This is a genomic window from Streptomyces sp. NPDC101234, assembly GCF_044767525.1.
In the GTDB taxonomy this organism is placed as follows: Bacteria; Actinomycetota; Actinomycetes; order Streptomycetales; family Streptomycetaceae; genus Streptomyces; species Streptomyces sasae.
The window spans coordinates 216212-236414 of record NZ_JBIWOA010000017.1 but is presented as its reverse complement, the minus strand read 5'-3'; the positions used below and the strand labels follow the sequence as shown (position 1 = coordinate 236414).

Annotated in this window: 16 protein-coding genes and 2 pseudogenes; 10 read left to right on the top strand and 8 right to left on the bottom strand. The window is 70.1% G+C overall.

Annotation, left to right across the window (positions count from 1 at the left end; all coding sequences use genetic code 11):
* The 5 genes and pseudogenes from ACIRR9_RS29825 to ACIRR9_RS29805 form a co-directional block, all read left to right on the top strand.
* Positions 1-550: pseudogene (locus tag ACIRR9_RS29825) on the top strand (alpha-1,4-glucan--maltose-1-phosphate maltosyltransferase); the annotation flags it as partial.
* Complete coding sequence (gene treS, locus ACIRR9_RS29820; RefSeq protein ID WP_403757931.1) at positions 547-2268, top strand: maltose alpha-D-glucosyltransferase; 1722 nt, start codon at positions 547-549, stop codon at positions 2266-2268. The pseudogene ACIRR9_RS29825 and the gene treS, both read left to right, overlap by 4 nt.
* Positions 2269-2359: 91 nt before the next feature.
* The gene (locus ACIRR9_RS29815) at positions 2360-3730 is read left to right on the top strand and encodes a maltokinase (protein ID WP_403757928.1); all 1371 of its coding nucleotides are present in this window, start codon (positions 2360-2362) and stop codon (positions 3728-3730) included.
* Positions 3731-3747: 17 nt separating this feature from the next.
* On the top strand, positions 3748-5931 hold the full coding sequence (glgB, locus tag ACIRR9_RS29810) for a 1,4-alpha-glucan branching enzyme (protein WP_403757925.1): 2184 nt from the start codon (positions 3748-3750) through the stop codon (positions 5929-5931).
* 186 nt (positions 5932-6117) lie between these two features.
* The gene (locus ACIRR9_RS29805; RefSeq protein ID WP_403757922.1) at positions 6118-6849 is read left to right on the top strand and encodes a hypothetical protein; all 732 of its coding nucleotides are present in this window, start codon (positions 6118-6120) and stop codon (positions 6847-6849) included.
* Here the strand turns inward: ACIRR9_RS29805 and ACIRR9_RS29800 are convergent.
* From ACIRR9_RS29800 to ACIRR9_RS29775, 6 genes are all read right to left on the bottom strand, one after another.
* Positions 6836-9067 carry a HelD family protein gene (locus ACIRR9_RS29800; protein WP_403757919.1) on the bottom strand — a complete coding sequence of 744 codons (2232 nt, stop codon included), beginning with the start codon at positions 9065-9067 and terminating at the stop codon, positions 6836-6838. The genes ACIRR9_RS29805 and ACIRR9_RS29800 overlap by 14 nt on opposite strands.
* Before the next feature lie 180 nt (positions 9068-9247).
* Positions 9248-9583, bottom strand: coding sequence for a thioredoxin family protein (locus tag ACIRR9_RS29795; RefSeq protein WP_403757917.1), 336 nt, complete (start codon positions 9581-9583; stop codon positions 9248-9250).
* On the bottom strand, positions 9580-10008 hold the full coding sequence (locus ACIRR9_RS29790) for a MerR family transcriptional regulator (RefSeq protein ID WP_365348771.1): 429 nt from the start codon (positions 10006-10008) through the stop codon (positions 9580-9582). The genes ACIRR9_RS29795 and ACIRR9_RS29790 overlap by 4 nt, the downstream gene beginning before the upstream one ends.
* A gap of 35 nt (positions 10009-10043) precedes the next feature.
* Positions 10044-10811: a DUF2127 domain-containing protein gene (locus ACIRR9_RS29785; RefSeq protein ID WP_403757914.1), complete on the bottom strand. Its 768-nt coding sequence runs from the start codon at positions 10809-10811 to the stop codon at positions 10044-10046.
* A gap of 119 nt (positions 10812-10930) precedes the next feature.
* Positions 10931-11578, bottom strand: a complete 648-nt coding sequence (locus ACIRR9_RS29780) for an RNA-guided endonuclease InsQ/TnpB family protein (protein ID WP_403757955.1) — start codon at positions 11576-11578, stop codon at positions 10931-10933.
* On the bottom strand, positions 11484-13289 hold the full coding sequence (locus ACIRR9_RS29775) for an MFS transporter (RefSeq protein ID WP_403757911.1): 1806 nt from the start codon (positions 13287-13289) through the stop codon (positions 11484-11486). The genes ACIRR9_RS29780 and ACIRR9_RS29775 overlap by 95 nt, the downstream gene beginning before the upstream one ends.
* Positions 13290-13443: 154 nt before the next feature.
* Here ACIRR9_RS29775 and ACIRR9_RS29770 point away from each other — a divergent pair, with 154 nt between their 5' ends.
* Positions 13444-14070 carry a TetR/AcrR family transcriptional regulator gene (locus ACIRR9_RS29770; RefSeq protein WP_403757908.1) on the top strand — a complete coding sequence of 209 codons (627 nt, stop codon included), beginning with the start codon at positions 13444-13446 and terminating at the stop codon, positions 14068-14070.
* A 136-nt stretch (positions 14071-14206) separates the two neighbouring features.
* On the opposite strand, the gene ACIRR9_RS29765 is transcribed toward ACIRR9_RS29770, so the two are convergent.
* Positions 14207-15577 (bottom strand): cation:dicarboxylate symporter family transporter, encoded by a 1371-nt coding sequence (locus ACIRR9_RS29765; RefSeq protein WP_384556446.1) that lies wholly within the window; start codon positions 15575-15577, stop codon positions 14207-14209.
* Positions 15578-15829: 252 nt separating this feature from the next.
* Here ACIRR9_RS29765 and ACIRR9_RS29760 point away from each other — a divergent pair, with 252 nt between their 5' ends.
* Both ACIRR9_RS29760 and ACIRR9_RS29755 read left to right on the top strand, forming a co-directional pair.
* Positions 15830-17452 (top strand): ATP-binding protein, encoded by a 1623-nt coding sequence (locus tag ACIRR9_RS29760; RefSeq protein ID WP_403757905.1) that lies wholly within the window; start codon positions 15830-15832, stop codon positions 17450-17452.
* Positions 17452-18135: a response regulator gene (locus ACIRR9_RS29755; protein ID WP_123974049.1), complete on the top strand. Its 684-nt coding sequence runs from the start codon at positions 17452-17454 to the stop codon at positions 18133-18135. Before ACIRR9_RS29760 ends, ACIRR9_RS29755 begins: the two co-directional genes overlap by 1 nt.
* A 26-nt stretch (positions 18136-18161) precedes the next feature.
* Here the strand turns inward: ACIRR9_RS29755 and ACIRR9_RS29750 are convergent, their stop codons facing one another.
* The gene (locus ACIRR9_RS29750) at positions 18162-18722 is read right to left on the bottom strand and encodes a hypothetical protein (protein WP_403757901.1); all 561 of its coding nucleotides are present in this window, start codon (positions 18720-18722) and stop codon (positions 18162-18164) included.
* A gap of 85 nt (positions 18723-18807) precedes the next feature.
* On the opposite strand from ACIRR9_RS29750, the gene ACIRR9_RS29745 reads away from it, so the two are divergent.
* Both ACIRR9_RS29745 and ACIRR9_RS29740 read left to right on the top strand, forming a co-directional pair.
* Positions 18808-19653: a nucleosidase gene (locus ACIRR9_RS29745; protein WP_403757899.1), complete on the top strand. Its 846-nt coding sequence runs from the start codon at positions 18808-18810 to the stop codon at positions 19651-19653.
* A 94-nt stretch (positions 19654-19747) separates the two neighbouring features.
* Positions 19748-20176, top strand: a pseudogene (locus tag ACIRR9_RS29740) (alpha/beta hydrolase); the annotation flags it as partial.
* Between the last annotated feature and the right edge of the window lie 27 nt (positions 20177-20203).

The following is a 20203-nucleotide window of genomic DNA, read 5'->3' as shown; positions in this document are numbered from 1 at the left end:
CCGCCCCGCCTTCGAGGCCCGCGCCGTGCTCGCCGCCACCCTCTCCCCCACCTGGGGCATCTACAGCGGCTACGAACTCTGCGAGAACACCCCGCCCAGGGAAGGCAGCGAGGAGTACCTCGACTCCGAGAAGTACCAACTCAAGCCCCGCGACTGGGCACTCGCCGAAACGGACGGCATCGCACCGCTCATCACCCACCTCAACACCGTCCGCCGCAACAGCCCGGCCCTGCGGCAACTGCGCGACATCCACTTCCACCACGCCGACAAGGAAGAGGTGATCGTCTACAGCAAGCGGAGCGGATCGAACACGGTTCTGGTTGTCGTCAACCTCGACCCCCACCACACCCAGGAGGCGACGGTCTCGTTGGACATGCCGCAACTCGGCCTGAACTGGCATGAGTCGGTGCCGGTGCGCGACGAGCTCACCGGCGAAACCTACAACTGGGGCAGGGCCAACTATGTGCGCCTGGCACCGGGTCACCGGGCCGCGCACATCCTCACCGTCCTGCGACCGTCCCCGCAGATCGGAGGGTCACCCACAATATGATCGTCAACGAACCCGTCCCGGACACCTTCGAGGACACTCCGGCGAAGGACCGGGACCCGGACTGGTTCAAACGCGCCGTCTTCTACGAGGTCCTGGTCCGTTCCTTCCAGGACAGCAACGGCGACGGCATCGGCGACCTCAAGGGCCTGACCGCGAAGCTCGACTATCTGCAGTGGCTCGGCGTCGACTGCCTCTGGCTGCCGCCCTTCTTCAAGTCCCCTCTGCGGGACGGCGGTTACGACGTCTCCGACTACACCGCCGTGCTCCCGGAGTTCGGTGACCTCGCCGACTTCGTGGAGTTCGTGGACGCCGCCCACCAGCGCGGTATGCGCGTCATCATCGACTTCGTCATGAACCACACCAGCGACCAGCACCCGTGGTTCCAGGAGTCGAGGAAGGACCCCGACGGGCCGTACGGCGACTACTACGTCTGGGCCGACGACGACAAGCAGTACCAGGGCGCGCGGATCATCTTCGTCGACACCGAGGTCTCCAACTGGACCTACGACCCGGTCCGCAAGCAGTACTACTGGCACCGCTTCTTCTCCCACCAGCCGGACCTCAACTACGAGAACCCGGCGGTCCAGGAGGAGATCCTCTCCGCGCTCCGCTTCTGGCTGGACCTGGGCATCGACGGCTTCCGGCTGGACGCGGTGCCGTACCTCTACCAGAGCGAGGGCACCAACTGCGAGAACCTGCCGGCGACCCACGACTTCCTGAAGCGGGTGCGGAAGGAGATCGACGCCCAGTACCCCGACGTGGTGCTGCTGGCGGAGGCGAACCAGTGGCCGGAGGACGTCGTCGACTACTTCGGCGACTACCGCAGCGGCGGCGACGAGTGCCACATGGCGTTCCACTTCCCGGTCATGCCGCGGATCTTCATGGCGGTGCGCCGGGAGTCCCGCTATCCCGTGTCGGAGATCCTCGCGAAGACCCCGGCCATCCCGTCCGGCTGCCAGTGGGGCATCTTCCTGCGCAACCACGACGAGCTGACCCTGGAGATGGTCACCGACGAGGAACGCGACTACATGTGGGCCGAGTACGCGAAGGACCCGCGGATGCGCGCCAACATCGGGATCAGGCGACGGCTGGCCACGCTGCTGGACAACGACCGCAACCAGATCGAGCTGTTCACCGCGCTGCTGCTCTCCCTGCCCGGCTCGCCGATCCTCTACTACGGCGACGAGATCGGCATGGGCGACAACATCTGGCTCGGTGACAGGGACGCCGTCCGCACGCCGATGCAGTGGACGCCGGACCGCAACGCGGGCTTCTCCTCCTGCGACCCGGGGCGCCTCTACCTGCCGACCATCATGGACCCGGTCTACGGCTACCAGGTCACCAACGTCGAAGCGTCCATGTCCTCCCCGTCCTCCCTGCTCCACTGGACCCGGCGGATGATCGAGATCCGCAAGCAGAATCCCGCCTTCGGACTGGGGTCCTACACCGAACTGCAGTCCTCCAACCCGGCGGTGATCGCGTTCCTGCGGGAGGCCCCCCTGTCCGGGGAAGAAGGGGACGACCTGGTCCTCTGCGTGCACAACTTCTCCCGCTTCGCCCAGCCCACCGAGCTGGACCTGCGGCGCTTCACCGGCCGGCATCCGGTGGAGCTGTTCGGCGGGGTGCGGTTCCCGGCGGTCGGCGAACTGCCCTATCTGCTGACCCTGGCGGGGCACGGCTTCTACTGGTTCCGGCTGCGCGCGGACGCGGCTCAATAGACGAGAGCCCGGGCGGGTGCGGTTTCCCCCGGCCCGCCCGGGGAACGCATCACCAACACCCCCGACGACCCCGGGGAAAGGACGTACCGCCATGGCGGAAACGGTCACCCCCTCAACGCCCGCCCTCCTCGCCTCGCTCGATCCCCTGCTGCGCGACTGGCTGCCCCGGCAACGCTGGTTCGCGGGCAAGGGCAGCCCGGTCACCGGCTTCTCTCCGGTGGCCGAGACCGAACTCCTGCCGTCGGACGGCAGGCTGGGCCTGCATCATCTGCTGGTCCGCGCCGAGCAGCCACCCGCCCCCGCCGAGGCCGGCGACTGCTACCAGCTGCTCATAGGGGTGCGCGAGACGCTGCCACCCCGGCTGGCGCCCGCACTGATCGGACACGTGACCGACGGCCCGCTGGCCGGACGCACGGTGTACGACGCCCTGTACGACCCCCGGCCCGCCGAGGTGCTCCTGGAGGCGCTGCGCACCCGGGCCCGCATCGGCGGGCTGCGCTTCGAGCGCGCCCCGGGCCAGGAGATACGCGACGGGCTGGTGGCCCGCCTGCTGACCGCCGAGCAGTCCAATTCGTCGGTGGTCTACGGAGATACGTTCATTCTGAAGCTGCTGCGCCGGGTCGTGCCCGGCGTCAACCCCGATCTGGAGATACCGCTTGCGCTGGCCCGCGAGGGCTGCGCCCGGGTGCCCGCACCGACGGCCTGGCTGCGGGCCGAGCTGGACGGGGACGCGTACGTCCTGGCCGTCCTCCAGCCCTTCGTACGCGGCGCGACGGACGGCTGGGAACTGGCCCTGCGTGAACTGGCCAAGGGCGAGGACTTCACGGCCGAGGCACGGGCGCTGGGGCGGGCCACCGCCGAGGTGCACACGGCACTGGCCCGCGCCCTGCCCACCGCCACCCTCGGGCACAGCCGGCTGGAGGCGGAGGTCGCGGGTATGACCGAGCGGCTGGCGGCGGCCGCGCAGGCGGTACCGGCGCTGCGGCCGTACGAGGACGGACTGCGGTCCGCCTACCGGGCGCTGGCCCAGCTCGCCGCCGAGGGCCGCACCTGGACCGCCCAGCGGGTGCACGGCGATCTGCACCTGGGGCAGTGTCTGCGCTCGCCGTCCGGTGACTGGTCGCTGATCGACTTCGAGGGCGAGCCGGCCCGTCCGCTGGCCGAGCGCCGGATGCCACAGCCGCCGGTGCGGGACATCGCCGGCATGCTGCGCTCCTTCGACTACGCGGCCCACTCGGTGACCCCGCCCGCCCCCGGCTGGGCGAGCCGCTGCCGGGCCGCCTACTGCTCCGGATACGCCGAGATCAGCGGCGCCGACCCGCGCACCGATCCCGTCCTGCTGCGGGCCTACGAGACCGACAAGGCCGTCTACGAGGTCGTCTACGAGGCCCGGCACCGCCCCGACTGGCTCCCCGTACCCCTGTCGGCCGTACACCGCCTCGCCACCACCGACCTGATCTGACCCCGGGAGACACGTCCGTGACCTCGAAGAAGCCCGAGTCCACAGCCGCCGGCGACCGCGAACGGCTGCTGCACGGCACCCATCACGACCCGCACTCCGTCCTGGGCGCGCATCCGGTCCCGGGCGGGATCGCAGTCCGCGCGTTCCGGCCGTACGCCCGAGCGGTGACGGTCGTCGCCGGCAAGGACCTGCGGGCCGAACTGCACGACGACGGCGACGGCTTCTTCTCCGCCCTGCTCCCCCTCTCCGAGGTGCCGGTCTACCGGCTGCTGGTGGCGTACGACGGGACGGTCCAGGAGACCGAGGACCCGTACCGTTTCCTGCCGACCCTGGGCGATCTGGACCTGCATCTGATCGGCGAGGGGCGGCACGAGCGGCTGTGGGAGGTGCTGGGCGCGCACCCGACGATCCACCAGGGCGTGGCCGGCACCCGTTTCTCGGTGTGGGCGCCGAACGCGCGGGGCGTACGGCTGGCCGGCGGCTTCGACTTCTGGGACGGCACCGGGTATCCGATGCGCTCGCTGGGCTCCTCCGGGGTCTGGGAGCTGTTCGTGCCGGGGATCGGCGAGGGCGAGCTGTACAAGTTCGACATCACCCGCCCGGACGGCTCCCGCACCCTGCGCGCGGACCCGCTGGCCCGCCGGACCCAGGCCCCGCCGGAGACGTCGTCGATCGTGCACGCGTCCCGCCACGAGTGGACCGACGAGGAGTGGATGGCACACCGGGCCGACACCCCCGTCCACGAGGCGCCCTTCTCGGTCTACGAGATACATCTCCCGTCCTGGCGCCCCGGCCTGACCTACCGCGAACTGGCCGGGCAACTGCCGGCGTACGTATCCGATCTGGGCTTCACACACGTCGAACTGATGCCGGTCGCCGAGCACCCCTTCGGCGGCTCCTGGGGCTACCAGGTCACCGGCTTCTACGCACCGACGGCCCGCCTCGGCACCCCCGACGACTTCAAGTACCTGGTCGACGCCCTGCACCGGGCCGGGATCGGTGTGCTGATGGACTGGGTGCCGGCGCACTTCCCGCGCGACGACTGGGCGCTGGCCGAGTTCGACGGGCGCCCGCTGTACGAGCACGAGGACCCGCAGCGGGCCGCGCACCCGGACTGGGGCACCCTGGAGTTCGACTTCGGCCGCCGCGAGGTCCGCAACTTCCTTGTCGCCAACGCCGTGTACTGGTGCGAGGAGTTCCACATCGACGGGCTGCGGGTGGACGCGGTCGCCTCGATGCTCTACCTGGACTACTCGCGCGAACCGGGCCAGTGGACGCCGAACGAGCACGGCGGCCGGGAGAACCTGGACGCGGTGGCGTTCCTGCAGGAGATGAACGCGACGGTCTACCGCCGGGTCCCGGGCGTGGTGACCATCGCCGAGGAGTCGACGGCCTGGGAGGGCGTCACCCGCCCCACCGACAGCGGCGGCCTCGGCTTCGGCCTGAAATGGAACATGGGCTGGATGCACGACTCCCTCGAGTACATGGCCCATGAGCCGGTCCACCGCCGCTACCACCACCACGAGATGACCTTCTCGATGGTGTACGCGTACAGCGAGAACTACGTCCTGCCCATCTCCCACGACGAGGTCGTCCACGGCAAACGCTCGCTCGTCTCGAAGATGCCGGGCGACTGGTGGCAGCAGCGCGCCGATCTCCGCGGTTACCTGGCCTTCATGTGGGCCCACCCCGGCAAGCAACTCCTCTTCATGGGCCAGGAGTTCGCGCAGGGAGCGGAGTGGTCGGAGGTGCACGGCCCGGACTGGTGGCTCCTCGACCCGGAGTACGGTGCCGAGGCCGACCACCGGGGCGTACGCGACCTGGTGCGCGACCTCAACACCACCTATTGCGCCACCCCGGCCCTGTGGCAGCGGGACACCGATCCCAGCGGCTTCCAGTGGGTGGCCGGCGACGCGGCCGAGGACAACGTCTTCGCCTTCCTGAGGCTCGACGCCGACGGCTCCCCGCTCCTCGTGGTCGCCAACCTCTCCCCCGCGGTCCGCCAGGACTACCGCCTGGGCGTCCCGGAGGAGATCCCCGCCTGGCACGAGACCCTCAACACGGACGCGGCCCGGTACGGCGGCAGCGGTGTCACCAACCCCGACCCGGTGAAGCCGGAGCACCACCCGTCCCACGGCCGCCCCACCAGCATCCGCCTGACCCTGCCCCCACTGGCCACGGTGTGGCTGCGGCCCGCCTAGCTCGTACAGTGATCGGGTCAACAGACGTGCGACACGGGGAGATCGAGGCACGTGAGACCTGGCAGATCATTGACCGCCCTGCTGTGTGCCGTCGCCGTCCTGTTACTGGGCGGCTGCGGCACAGTGGTGGCGGGACAGGGCAAAGGGGCCGCACCCACGCAGACCGGGCCGGTACCGTGGACCGATGTGTCGCCCACTGCGGTCACCGGCGCCCGGCTCGCCGCCGACCACCGCACGCTGAGCCTCGACACCAAGGTGCCCGTCGGCCCGCGCCCGTGTTACCGGGACCTCAAGGCGGTGGACACCGACGCCAAGTACGGCGCCGTGCCGGGCGCCGTACATGTGCAGATCACCTACAGCACCGCCTATGGTGACCCGAGTTCCGGGTGCACCAAGGAGAAGACGGCCACCACACGGCTACGGCTGCCCGAGCCGCTGGGCGAGCGGAAGCTGGTGGTCGACAACTCCACGGTCTTCACCGCCGAGGGCGCGAAGCCGCCCGCGCTACGGCTGTGCGGGGAGCTCGGCTGCAACCCGCCGGCCACCGGCTGCACCCCGGCCTCCTACGACCAGGCGATGATCGCCGTCGGCGCGCCCATGCACTCCTACCGCGACGCCGAGCACTGCGACGGCAAGTGGCTGGTGCTGGACTTCTCCTGGCGCACCGGACCGGCGTGCGGCGACGACACCAAGGACTCCGCCTGCACGTCCCGCCTCGGCGACCGCTCCTTCTTCCGTGCCGAGCCCACCGGTTGGAAGCCGTTCTTCGGGACGGCGACCGGTGGCTGCACGGCGGTGCAGCACCGGGAACCGGACTTCCCGACCGCGCTGTGCGCGTCGCTGGCGCCCCTGTCCGCCGCGCTGCACCCCAGCTATCCGCCGCCGTCGCCCAGCGGGAGTCCCGCTACGGCCCGGTGACACCGGTGGCCAGCGCCTCCGGCAGCTCGTCCGTGTACAGCACGCCCAGCCGCTGGGTGGCCCGGGTCAGGGCCACGTACAGGTCGCTGGTGCCGTACCGGGCCGGTTCCACCACCAGGACCGAGTCGAACTCCAGCCCCTTGGCCTGACGCGGGTCGAGCAGGACGACCGTCCGCGTCAGGTCGGGCTCGGCGCCGGCCGTGACGCCGTCCAGGCGGGCGGCCAGGGAGCGGTGCAGATCGCGTGGGGCGATCACCGCGAGGCGGCCCTCGGTGGGGGTGAGTTCGGCCACCGCCTTCTCGACGGCGCCGGGGAGGTCGTCGTGGGCCTGCCGGATCCAGGGCGGTACGCCCGTCGAGCGGACCGAGCTCGGCGGCTCGAAGTCCGGGTTCTCGGCGCGGACCACGGCCGCGGCGAGGTCCATGATCTCGGACGGGGTCCGGTAGTTGACGCCGAGGCGGGTGTGGTCCCAGCGGTCCTCGACGTACGGTTCGAGGATCTCCGACCAGGAGCCCACGCCCGCCGCCTCCGCCGTCTGGGCCGGGTCGCCGACCAGGGTCATCGAGCGGGTCGGGCTGCGGCGCATCAGCAACCGCCAGGCCATCGGGGAGAGTTCCTGCGCCTCGTCGACGATGATGTGCCCGAACGCCCAGGTGCGGTCGGCCGCCGCCCGCTCGGCCGCGCTGCGGTGGTCGTCCTCCTCCTGGCGCTCGGCGAACCGCTCGGCGTCGATGATGTCGTGCGCGGAGAGGACCTCGGAGTCCTCATCCTCTTTGTCGTCGAACTCGTAGGTACGGGAGGCGTACGACACGTCGAGGACGCCCTGGGCGTACGCGATCTGCGTCTCGCGCTCGCGTTCCGCCCGGGCGCGGGCGACGCGCTCGTCGACGCCCAGCAGCTCGGCCGCCTCGTCGAGGAGCGGGACGTCCGAGACCGTCCAGGCCCGCGTCACCGGGCGGCGGATCGCGGCCGCGTCCTCGGCACCGACGTATCCCTCGGGTGCGGCGAGGAAGTCGGCGACCAGGCGCTGCGGGGTGAGCAGCGGCCACAGCTGGTCGACGGCGGTCCAGACCTCGGGGTTCTCGGCGAGTTCGTCGCGGATCTGGGTGATGTCGGAGGGGTCGAGGAGGCTGCTGCCGTCGAAGGGGTCGGTGCCGACCCGCTCGGCGTACAGCTCGGTGAGGGTGTTGAGGATGTGTCCCTCGAAGTACTCGCGGGCCACGTTGTGCGGGAGCCGGGCGGCGCGGGTGCGCTCCCGGGCCATGTTCACCAGGCCGTCGTCGAGCATCAGCACCTCGCGGTCGTGCTCGATGGCAAGGACGGGGTCGGGCAGCGTCTGCCGGTCCCGTACGACGGCGGCGAGCACGTCCGCCATGTCCGCGCGGCCCTTCACGGCGGCCGCCTCGGGGGTGTCGGCGGCCCTCGCCTTCACCCCGGGGAACAGTTCGCCGACGGTCGCCAGCAGCACGCCCGTCTCGCCGAGCGAGGGCAGCACCTCGCCGATGTAGCCGAGGAAGGCGGGGTTGGGACCGACGATCAGGACCGCCCGCTTCGCGAGCAACTCCCGGTATTCATAGAGGAGATAGGCGGCCCGGTGCAGCGCGACCGCGGTCTTGCCCGTCCCCGGCCCGCCCTCGACCACCAGAACTCCCCGGTGGGGCGCGCGGATGATCTCGTCCTGCTCGGCCTGGATGGTCTGCACGATGTCGTTCATCCGGCCGGTGCGGGCCGAGTCGAGCGCGGCGAGCAGCACCGCGTCACCGGTGGGGTCCTCGTGCCCGGTGCGCTCCTGGTCGCCGAGGTCGAGGATCTCGTCGTGCAGGGAGCTGACCCGGCGGCCGTCGGTGGCGATGTGCCGGCGGCGGCGCAGGCCCATCGGGGTGTGGCCGGTGGCCAGGTAGAAGGGGCGGGCGACCTCGGCACGCCAGTCGACGAGGATCGGGGTGCGCTCGGCGTCGTCCAGGCGCAGCCCGATCCGCCCGATGTGGTGTTTGGTCCCCGAGGTCAGGTCGATGCGCCCGAAGCAGAGCGAGCCGTCCACGGCGTTCAGTGCGGCGAGCAGCCCGGAGCGCTCGGCGACCAGGATGTCCCGCTCCAGGCGGGCCTGCATCGGCTTGTCGCCGAGGGCGAGGGCGTCCGCGACCGAGCCCTCGGTGTCGCCGCGCAGCGCGTCCACCCGTGCGTACAGTCCGTCGATGAATTCCTGCTCGTGCCGCAATTCATCGTCTGGAAATTCGGTGTTTGACAATTCCGCTCCCGCCCGGATATACTGTGCCCACTGAACTTCTTCGCGACTCGTCCGACTTTGCCATCGACTTGAAGTCGCGAACTCTTGAATATACGCAAAGAAATCCCCCGAGCGCAATTGCCCGGGGGATTCTTCGTATAAGCGGCCGGTTCAGCTCAGCACGTCGGACAGCTCCTCCAGCAGCCGCCGCTTGGGCCTGGCACCCACCATCGACCGCACCGGCTCACCGCCCTGGAAGACCAGCAGCGTCGGCGTCGACAGCACGCCGTACGCCACGGTCGTCTCCGGGTTGCGGTCCACGTCCAGCTGGACGATCTTCAACCGGTCGCCCTCCTCGAAGGCGATGTCCTTCAGCACCGGCGCCAGCTGCCGGCACGGCCCGCACCAGTCGGCGGTGAACTGCACCAGCACCGGCAGCCCGGCGCCGATCACCTCCGCCGCGAAAGTCTCGTCCGTCACCTCGGTCAGCGCGTCCACCATGGTCATCGCTCATGCCCTCCCAGTTCGCACGTCGGTTCCGGACCCCCCGGAACCAGCGCCTCGGCGGCCAGCTCGTCCCGCACCCGCTCGGCCCGCTCCAGCTGGGCCCCGACCGTCGCCCGCACCGCCTGCAGCTCGCCGATCAGCGAGTCCAGCTCCGCCAGCTTGCGCCGGTAGACCGCGAGCGAGGCCGGGCAGGTGTCGCCCTCCGGATGCCCGGCCCGCAGACACTCCACGAACGGCCGGGTCTCCTCCAGCTCGAACCCGAAGTCCTGCAGCGTCCGGATCTGCGTGAGCAGCTTCAGATCGCTCTCGTCGTACGTCCGGTAACCGTTCCCGGAGCGTCGCGCGGGCAGCAGCCCGCGGGCCTCGTAGTACCGCAGGGTGCGCGTGGTGGTCCCGGCCCGTGCGGCCAGCTCGCCGATTCGCATGGATACGACCGTAGGCGTTGACGTCGGCGTCAACGCTAGGCCGACCGGACCCCGGCCGACTCCTCGACCTCCATCAGCGAGGCGCTGTGCCGCTCCTCGTCGAAGGCCCTGCGCCCGCCACGCAGCCCGAACAGCCGCTTGGCGAGGGCGATATAGAGGACGGCGAGGATGTTCAGCACCAGAGTCGCGATCTTGATATAGCTGACTTTCTCGGTGAGTTCGTAGATCTCCAGCGGCAGGAAGGCGGCGGTGGCCACCACCGTCAGATATTCCGCCCAGCGCTTGGCGTACCAGAGACCGACCGCCTCGACGAGTTCGATCAGCGCGTACGCCAGCAGCAGTGCGGCCACCAGCAGCAGTGTGGAGTGCTTGTAGCCGAAGGCCTTCTGGATGGAACCGACGACCGGTGAATGGTCGAGGTCGTAGTGGAAGTGCTTGAACACCGGCCGGAAGACATCCAGGTTCTCGTTGAAGAACCTGCGCACCGCGTCCTGGCTGTTGCTGAACCTCCACACCGCGACCGCGACCAGCACGATGAACACCCCGCGCACGGCCCGCTCGATCGCCAGGAAGCGCAGGATGAACAGGTCCCGCAGCACCTTCCCGCGCGGCACCAGCGGGGCGTCCGCGGCCGGCCCCGAGCCGTGCGGCTCACCGAGCACGAAGTCACCGCAGCGCAGACAGCGCCAGGCGTCCCCGACCGCGGTCTGGGCGTGCAGCCGCACCCGCAGCCGCGGGTCGTCCGGCGCGTAGGTCGTGTGGCCCTTGCGCGAGCAGGTCCGCCGGTCCCAGTCGATCTTCATCCCCCGTGTGCCTCCGTACATTCATCGATGCCGCGTACGAACGGGCCGTTTCGGCTGATCCGGCACGCGCGCAAGGGGCATTTGACTGCTCCCCCCTCTGGTGAGACGGGATTCCTGGCTCAGGCCGCCTCCTGGAGCTGCGCTCCAGGGGGTCTTACGCCCTCGACACCAGCCGGGGCCAGACCAGCCCGGACCAGCATCACACGCGCAGAGTTCTCGTCCCTCGGAGAGACGGCTCCGCACGCGGTGCAAGTGTAAGTACGTTCCGACAACGGGAGTGCGTGCTTGGTTCTCGCTCCGCAGCGTCCGCAGTCCATGGTGGTGTGCGCGGGATGCACCAGACGTACATCCCGCCCGTGCTTACGGCCCATTTCCAGTAGAGCCTGCTTCGTCGCGCCGATCGCGGCATCAGCCGCCTTGCGCGCCATGCCGGTCTTGGCAAGGAACTTCGGCCGGAAGTCCTCCACCGCGATCGCGTCATGGTCCCGCACGATCCTCTTGGCCCACTTGCGGGCGGCGTCCTGCCTCTGCCGGGCAATCTTCCGGTACGCCTTCGCCCGCAACCTCTTGGCGTCGCGGTAACCCTTCGAGGCCGCCTGCCCCTTCTTCGGTTTGCGGCGGGCCGTCATCAGGCCATAACGGGTCAGCTTGGTCTTGGTCTTCTTGCCATGCTCAGGATGTGGGAGGTCGTGGGCATCCGAGGTAATGGTCGCGATCTCTTTCACGCCCCAGTCCACACCGAGCACCTGGCCCGTTCTCGGCAGCAGGTCGATACGGGCCGGGACGACGAACGAGGCATACCAATCGCCGATACGAGCTTTCCACCAACTCCTTCTCCTCGGTCTTCACGTCCGACACCGCGACTTCACGGAGCGGCAGCAGGAAGGCCACGAGGAGCGTGCCAATACCCAGGATCACCGCGCCGACCAGGCTGGTGTGGGCCACGGCGTGGGCGAAGGAGGAGCCGACGGCGTCGGCCATCTGCCGGGCGCCCTGCGCCAGTTGCTGCGCCTGCGCCTTCAACTGCGCCGCCTGCTGCGGGTCGGTGGCCTGCGCCGCCTGGGCCGCGGCCTGCTTCGCCTTCTCGCCGATGCCCTGGGCGACCGCGTAACCGGCGCCGACCGAGTCCTGCGCGGTGGCGAGCGTGCTCGCGGGCAGCTTGCTGCCGCCGGTGGCGTCGGCGAGGTGGTCACCGTACGACGTCGACAGGAGCGAACCGAGGAGGGCGATGCCGAGGGAGCCGCCGAGCTCCAGCGAGGTGTCGTTCACGGCGCCGCCGACGCCCAGTTCGGACTCCGGGAAGGCACCCATGATCGCGTCGGTGCAGGGCGAGAGCGCCAGCCCGATGGCGAGGCCGAGGACGATCAGCGGGGCGACGAAGTCGCCGTAGGTCGAGGATCCGTCCACCTGGGTCAGCAGCGCGAGCGCGGTCGTACCGCCGACCATGCCCGCCGTGACCGTCCACTTCATGCCGACGCGCGGGGTGAGCCAGCCGGTGAGGGCCGAGCCCACGAAGACCGCGCCGGCCAGCGGGAGCATCCGCACACCGGTCCCGAGAGCGTCGTAACCGAGGACGAACTGGAGGTGCTGGGTGAGGTAGTAGAAGGCACCGAAGACGGCGAGGAAGAAGAGGGCGACGGCGAGGTTGGAACCGGCGAAGCGGCGGTGGGCGAAGCGGCGGACGTCCAGGACCGGGCGCGGGTGGCGCAGCTCCCACAGGACGAAGGCGACGAGGCCGACGCCTGCGACGACCGCCGCCGTGACGGCCCTGACGCCCCAGCCGAAGTGCGGCCCCTCGATGATCATGTAGACCAGCGAGCCGATCCAGAGCACGGAGAGCAGTCCGCCGACGTAGTCGATCCGGTCGTGGTGACCGGCTCTGCTCGGCGGTACGAGGACGAGCGCGCCGACGATGGCGACGGCAGCGATCGGCACGTTGATGAGGAAGGTCGAGGACCAGCCGTGGTCGCGCAGCAGGGCGCCGGCGACCACCGGTCCGGCGGCGATGGCGAGCCCCGCGGTGGCGGTCCAGAGCGTGATCGCCTTGGCCCGCTCGGCACGCGGGAAGGTCGCGGCCAGCAGGGAGAGGGTGGCGGGCATGATCAGGGCGGCACCGGTGCCCATCACGGCACGGGCCGCGATCACGGTCGTGGCGCTGTCGGCGAGGTACCCGAAGACGGCTCCGCCGCCGAACACGACCAGGCCCAGGATGAGCGCTCCCCGGCGGCTGTACTTGTCGCCGATCGCGCCGAACAGCAGCATCAGGGCCGCGTACGGGACGGTGTAGCCGTCGATGACCCACTGCAGGTCGGAGCTGCTGAGCCCCAGGTCGGAGGTCATGTCGGGGGCGGCGACCGTGAGGGCGGTGTTGGCCATCACGATGATCAGCAGGCTCAGACAGAGGACGAGCAGCGCCCACCAGCGGCGCGGGTACGGCCGCTGCGTCCTCTCGACCGGTTCGTTGACGACGAGTCGCATGGCAGGGATCGCCTTCCTCACGCGCGACAGAACTTGCACAGTGGCGTGCAATTGCACAACCATGTGCAATGTAAGCCAACTGCACAGCAGTGTGCAAATGAAGGAGGTGAAGCACTTGCGGAGAGAACGTGAGCCCGCTCGCCGGGCAGGCAGAATGGCAGCCATGACCACGGGTAACACCGGCGCCGGCTCCCGCGCCGACGCGAACCGGCGCCGTATCCTCGATGTCGCCCTCGCCGAGCTGCTGCGCGACCCCGACGCCTCGATGGACCAGATCGCCCGCGCCGCGGGGGTCGTACGGCGGACCGTGTACGGCCACTTCCCCAGCCGTGAGGCGCTCCTCGCCACGCTCGTCGACGGCGCGGTGGAGGCGGTGGTGGCCGCGGACGCGGGAGCCCGCAGGGAGACTGCGGACCCGGCGGAGGCGGTGGCCCGGTCGGTGCTCGCGATCTGGGAGATCGCCGACCGCTACCGGCTGCTGGTCGGCCTCGCCCAGCGCACGGTCACCGTGCAGGGCATCCGCGACCGGCTGGCGCCACTGCGCGAGAACAAGACGGCGGTCCTCCGACGCGGCCTCGACGAGGGCGTGTTCAGCTCACCGCTGCCGGCGCCGGCCCTGGCGTACGTGCACGAGCAGTTGCTGTTCGCGGTGATGGAGGCGGTGAACGACGGCCTGCTGGACGCGAAGGAGGCGGGCCGCTCCGCCGCGGTCAGCGCACTGACGGCGGCGGGCGTGCCCGCCTCCAAGGCCGCCGAGCTGGTGGCCGAGTTGAGCGAGTAGCGGTTTTCTGCCGGCGGACATGCCTCCGGGCGGCTGAGCAACGGGGGGAGTTCTCAGCCGCCCGGAGAGCGGTGACCGGACGGCCGGCCCGGGTTCAGGCCGGGCCGGACGTCCGGTGTCTTTCGGGGGGCGGCGCCTAGGCCTTGGCCAACTCCTCGCGCTGCTCGGGCAGTTCGGGCTTCGCGTCCGCGCCCTCGTCCAGCAGCGTCGTCTCGTCGAACGGCAGCTCACCGGCGAGCACCTGCTGCATCCGGGCCTTGTCGATGTCCTTGGTCCAGGTGCCGATCAGGACGGTGGCGACGGAGTTGCCCGCGAAGTTCGTCAGGGCGCGGGCCTCGCTCATGAAGCGGTCGATACCGACGATCAGACCGACACCGTCGACCAGTGCGGGCTTGTGCGACTGCAGACCACCGGCCAGCGTGGCCAGACCGGCGCCGCTGACGCCCGCCGCGCCCTTGGAGGCCAGCAGCAGGAAGAGCAGCAGCGGGATCTGCTCGCCGACCGACATCGGCGTACCGAGGGCGTCGGCGATGTAGAGGGACGCCATGGTCATGTAGATCATGGTGCCGTCGAGGTTGAAGGAGTAGCCGGTCGGGACGGTGATACCGACCACGGCCTTGCTGACACCCAGGTGCTCCATCTTCGCGATGAGCCGCGGCAGCGCGGACTCGGAGGAGGAGGTGGACAGGATCAGCAGGAACTCACGGGCGAGGTACTTGAACAGCGTGAAGATGTTCAGTCCGGCGACGATCCGCAGGATCGCGCCGAGCACCACGAAGACGAAGAGCACACAGGTCACGTAGAAGCCGAGCATCAGCACGGCGAGGCTCTTGAGCGCGTCGATACCGGCGGACCCGACGACGGCCGCGATGGCGCCGAACGCACCGATCGGCGCGGCCCACATGATCATGCCCAGGATGCGGAAGACGAGCCGCTGGATGTGCTCGACACCGCGCAGCACCGGCTGCCCGACCGACCCCATGGCCTGCAGCGCGAACCCGGCGAGCAGCGCGATGAGCAGCGTCTGCAGGACCTGGCCCTCGGTGAAGGCGGAGACGAAGGTGGTCGGAATGATCGAGAGTACGAAGTCGACCGGGCCGAGCGCCTCGGAGTCCACCTGGCTGTGCCCGGTGGCCTTGATGGCGTTGGTGAGGTGCAGCCCGTCACCGGGGTGCAGGATGTTGCCGACGACGAGCCCGATGCTCAGCGCGACCAGCGACATCACCAGGAAGTAGCCGAGCGCGATACCGCCGACGGCACCGACCTTGGCGGCCTTCCGTACGGAGCCGATACCGAGCACGATCGTGCAGAAGATGATCGGCGAGATCATCATCTTGATGAGGTTGACGAAGCCGGTGCCGAGGGGCTTGAGCTGGACACCGGCGTCGGGCCAGACGAGGCCCACGACGATACCCAGCGCCACCGCGGCGATCACCGCGATGTAGAGGTAATGGGTGCGGTCTCTCTTAACGGCGGGTGCGGCTGGGGCCGTAGGCGTCGTCGTCACGGCTCGCCTCCTTGACGTCTTCGTCGGTACTACCGGCGTGCGGCTCACGTCCGGGGGATGGGGCTGGGGATGCGGCTTTCGAGGGGCGGGAAGTGATGGCCGGAACCGAGTGTCCGACTTCCGTTCATTCCTCGTTGCGGTGACTATCTCCTGCTCTGTGAGGCCGGTCACCCTTGTGTTCATTGAGTACATCGGCGAGTACGGCGGTCGGTGAACGGAAGCCGCGTCGGCCCGGCGAGGCACACTGACTCCATGCGCATCCCCCGTGTCCCGAGACCTCGCAGCCTGGCCGGGCAGCTCTTCGCCATGCAGGCCGTGCTGATAGCGGTGGTCGTGGCCGGGTACGCGCTGTTCACCTACGTCAGCGACCGCCACCAGGCCGAGGACGCGGCGACCCGCCAGGCGACCGCGGTGGCCCGCTCGGTCGCCGACGCGCCTTCCGTCCGTACGGCGATCCACACGAAGAACCCCTCGGCCCTGCTCCAGCCGTACGCCCTCCAGGTCATGCGGGACACCGGGGTCGACTTCATCACGATCATGACCCCGGACGGCATCCGCTGGACGCACCCCGACCCGACCCAGATCGGCAGGCGGTACCTCGGCCACATCGACGCGGCCCAGCACGGCCACACCTTCAGCGAGACCTACAAGGGCACCCTGGGCGCGTCCGTGCGTACGGTGACCCCCGTGGAGGACAACGGCCGGGTGATCGGCCTGGTGAGCGCGGGCATCAGGGTGGAGGCGATCAGCCGGCGGGTCCAGGAACAGGTCACGGCGCTGCTCGGGGTGGCGGCGGGCGCCCTGGTGCTGGGCGGGCTCGGCACATACGTCATCAACGCCCGTCTGCGCCGCCACACCCACGGTATGAACGCGGCGGAACTGAGCCGGATGCACGACTACCACGAGGCGGCGCTGCACGCGGTGCGCGAGGGATTGCTGATGCTGGACGGGCAGTTCCGGGTGGCGCTGATCAACGACGGGGGTCGGGAGCTGCTGGGAGTGGGCTCGGAAGGGGACGTGATCGGGCACTCGGTGGCCGAACTGGGCCTGCCGGCCCCGTTGACCGGTGCGCTGCTGGCCTCCGAGCCGCGGGTGGACGAGGTGCATCTGACGGCGGACCGGGTCCTGGTGGTGAACACCTCACCGGTATCGGGCGGCGAGCGCCGCGGAACAGTGGTCACCCTCCGCGACGTAACCGAACTCCAGTCCCTGATGGGCGAGTTGGACTCGGAGCGGGGCTTCACGCAGGCGCTGCGCTCGCAGGCGCACGAGGCGGCGAACCGTCTGCACACGGTCGTCTCGCTGATCGAGCTGGGCAGGGCGTCGGAGGCCGTCGACTTCGCCACGGCGGAGCTGGAACTGGCGCAGGCGCTGACCGACCAGGTGGTGGCGGCGGTCAGCGAACCGGTCCTGGCCGCCCTCCTCCTGGGCAAGACGGCCCAGGCGAACGAGCGGGGCGTCGAGCTGGTGGTCTCGGACGAGAGCCGGCTGGATGACGGTTTGCTACCGGAGAGCCTGTCGGCACGCGATCTGGTGACGATTCTCGGCAACCTGATCGACAACGCGGTGGACGCGGCCCAGGGGTCGGTGGGGGCGCGCGTGACAGTGACCGCTTACGCGGAGGAAGCCGAGCTGGTGATGCGGGTGACGGACACGGGAGCGGGGGTGGACCCCGCGCACGCGGAGCTGGTCTTCCAGCGCGGCTTCTCGACGAAGCCGGCGGGGCCGGGCGGCCGGGGGCTGGGCCTGGCGCTCGTACGCCAGGCGGTGACCCGTCTGGAGGGCACCCTGACCGTGACGGAGGCACCCGAGGGCGGGGCGGTGTTCGAGGTACGACTGCCGCTGCGGGCGTCGATGGCGGGGGGTGACGCGTGATGACCGGTGAACCGATCCGGGTGCTGGTGGTGGAGGACGATCCGGTCGCCGCGGACGCGCATGTGATGTACGTGGACCGGGTACCGGGATTCGTGGCGGTGGGCAAGGCGCACACGGGAGCGGAGGCCCGGCGGATCCTCGACCGCACTCCGGTGGATCTGCTGCTCCTGGACCTGCACCTGCCGGACGTGCACGGCCTGCAGTTCGCCCGGTCACTGCGGGCGGCGGGCCATCAGGCGGACGTCATAGCGGTGACGTCGGCGCGGGATCTGGCGGTGGTACGGGAAGGCGTCTCGCTGGGCGTAGTCCAGTACGTCCTGAAGCCGTTCACCTTCGCGACCCTCCGCGACCGGCTGACCCGGTACTCGGAGTTCCGGGCGGCGGTGGGCGAGGCGAGCGGGCAGGACGAGGTGGACCGGGCGCTGGCGGCGCTCCGTGCACCGTCGCCTGCGGCGCTTCCGAAGGGTTTGAGCGCGCCGACTCTGGAGCGGGTGACCGTGGCCCTGCGAGAGGCCGAGGAGGGGCTGACCGCAGCGGCGCTGGCAGAGAGCGTGGGGATCTCCCGGATCACTGCTCGCCGGTATCTGGAGCACTTGGTGGAGGCGGGACGGGCTGGGCGGAGCCCGTTGTACGGGCAGGTGGGGAGGCCGGAGTTGGTTTATCGGTGGGGGCGGGGGCGGTAGGGCCGAGCTGTGCAACGGGAGCGACGTCAGACGGAGGTCCGTGCCGGTCCCACCGGCCTCATATACAGCAGGACCTGCGCCCCGAGCCCCACCACCGCGAGTGCCTCCACCACCGACAGCCCGACCAGCAACCCGCCACCGTCCCCACCCGCCCAGAACACCACCAGCGCGGCCAGCGGCACCGCGCAGAACGCGGTCAGGTCGATCACAGCCTGGATCATCTTGCGGGTCCGCCGCCGGACATCGGTCCGGTGATAGGCCTCCCAGCCGAAGGTGGCGAAGTCATCGCCGGCGGAGGCAAGTTGCCCGAGCCGCGGCCCCAAGTCCTCCCGCACGTAGTGCCCGATCGCCGTGATCTTCTCGTCGTTGACCAGGTAGGTCCACCCGAGAACGACACACACGGGAGGCAGGGCAAGCAGCATCGACGGCTGCTTCGCCTGCGCCGCCGCGGCGATGACGGCGGCCACGACACCGAGCGTCACGTACAGCAGGTTGTCCCGGAACCCGATCCGCGCCTTCTGCTCGTCCTTGACGGTCTGGTACTCGGCGAGCAGCAACTGCCCGACGGTGACGCCCTGCTCCGGCATACGGCTCTCCCCCACCCGACGGCCCGATCGACGCCGGACGACCATACCGTCGTCCGTACAGGCAACTTGTCGCTACCTTGGACAGATGCCCGCGAAGCGACCGCGTCCCACCGCCGCAGCCGTCCTCCTCACCGCTCTGCCGGAGGAGTACGACGCCGTGCGCCCCCATCTCGTCGATGCCGAGGAGATCGTCCATCCCAACGGCACCCGGGCCGAACTCGGCCGGCTCGCGGACACCGGGTGGACCGTGGCGCTCGCCGAGCTGGGCGTGGGTGCACTGACCGCCGCCTCGCTCACCACTCAGATCGTCGACTGGCTCGGCCCAGAGGTGGTGCTGTTCGTCGGGGTCGCGGGCGGGCTCAAGGACGACATCGAGATCGGTGACGTCGTCGTCGGCACGAAGGTGTACGCCATCCACGGCGGCAAGCAGACACCGGACGGCTTCCAGGCGCGCCCCGAGGTGTGGCTCGGCTCGCACCGGCTGGTGCAGGCCGCGCGGTCCGCGTTGCGGGACATGCCGGACGTACGGGGGCACCGCAAGCCGATCGCCGTCGGCGATGTAGTTCTGGCCGACGACCAGTCGGTCTTCGCCGATCACATCCGCCGCCACTACAACGACGCCTGCGCGATCGAGATGGAGGGCACCGGTGCCGCCCACGCGGCCCACCTGAACGGCCAGTTGGACGTTCTGGTGATCCGTGGCATCAGCGACCTCGCCAACGCCGACAAGCACGCGGCCGACGCCTCGGGCTCGCAGATACGCGCCGCCGAGCGGGCCGCGTCGGTGGCGGTGGGAATCCTGCGCAAGCACCGGCCCCGGGAGTCCTCGGACTCCAAGGAGGATCCCCAAGTACGGTACGGGGGCGACCATATCGACTTCCGGGGCGGCATCTTCCACGGTCCCGTCACCGGCAAGCGGACCGGACACTAGCGGCAAGGGCACGATCCACGGCCCGGTCCCCCAGGCGACGGCCACCCTGCCGCCGCGCCCGCTGGGTTTCACCGGCCGGTCGGCGGAACTGCCCTACAACGATCACCTGGCAAAGCTCGCCGTGCCCGAGTGGCAGGCAACGCTGGACGCCCTCCAGGAGCTTCCGGAGATCGGCACCGATGGGCCGGTCGGCTACTGGGGCATCAACATGGGCACCGCGATCGGCGTGCCGTTGGCGGCGGTCGAACCCCGGATCACCGCCGCGGTCTTCGGCCAGCACTGGCCCGCTGTCCTGGCCGAGAAGGCGAGGCAGATCACCATCCCGATCGAGTTCGATCTGCAGTGGGACGACGAGCACATCTCGCGCGAGGAGGGTCTCGCGCTGTTCGACGCCTTCGCCTCGAAGGAGAAGTCGTTGCACGTGAACTCGGGCGAGCACAAGGAGCTGCCCCGGTTCGAGGCCGACAGCGCGGTCCGGTTCTTCGCCCGGCACTTCGGCGGAGCGGTCACCGCGTCGGCCTGACGTGCGCGGTTGCGGCGTCCGGCTCGC

Coding starts and splice junctions, on each gene's coding strand:
- ACIRR9_RS29760 (WP_403757905.1), top strand. CDS start 15,830: ATGCGCATCCCCCGTGTCCCGAGACCTCGCAGCCTGGCCGGGCAGCTC.
- treS (WP_403757931.1), top strand. CDS start 547: ATGATCGTCAACGAACCCGTCCCGGACACCTTCGAGGACACTCCGGCG.
- ACIRR9_RS29790 (WP_365348771.1), bottom strand. CDS start 10,008: ATGCGAATCGGCGAGCTGGCCGCACGGGCCGGGACCACCACGCGCACC.
- ACIRR9_RS29755 (WP_123974049.1), top strand. CDS start 17,452: ATGACCGGTGAACCGATCCGGGTGCTGGTGGTGGAGGACGATCCGGTC.
- ACIRR9_RS29795 (WP_403757917.1), bottom strand. CDS start 9,583: ATGACCATGGTGGACGCGCTGACCGAGGTGACGGACGAGACTTTCGCG.
- ACIRR9_RS29770 (WP_403757908.1), top strand. CDS start 13,444: ATGGCAGCCATGACCACGGGTAACACCGGCGCCGGCTCCCGCGCCGAC.
- ACIRR9_RS29815 (WP_403757928.1), top strand. CDS start 2,360: ATGGCGGAAACGGTCACCCCCTCAACGCCCGCCCTCCTCGCCTCGCTC.
- ACIRR9_RS29775 (WP_403757911.1), bottom strand. CDS start 13,289: ATGCGACTCGTCGTCAACGAACCGGTCGAGAGGACGCAGCGGCCGTAC.
- ACIRR9_RS29750 (WP_403757901.1), bottom strand. CDS start 18,722: ATGCCGGAGCAGGGCGTCACCGTCGGGCAGTTGCTGCTCGCCGAGTAC.
- ACIRR9_RS29785 (WP_403757914.1), bottom strand. CDS start 10,811: ATGAAGATCGACTGGGACCGGCGGACCTGCTCGCGCAAGGGCCACACG.
- ACIRR9_RS29745 (WP_403757899.1), top strand. CDS start 18,808: ATGCCCGCGAAGCGACCGCGTCCCACCGCCGCAGCCGTCCTCCTCACC.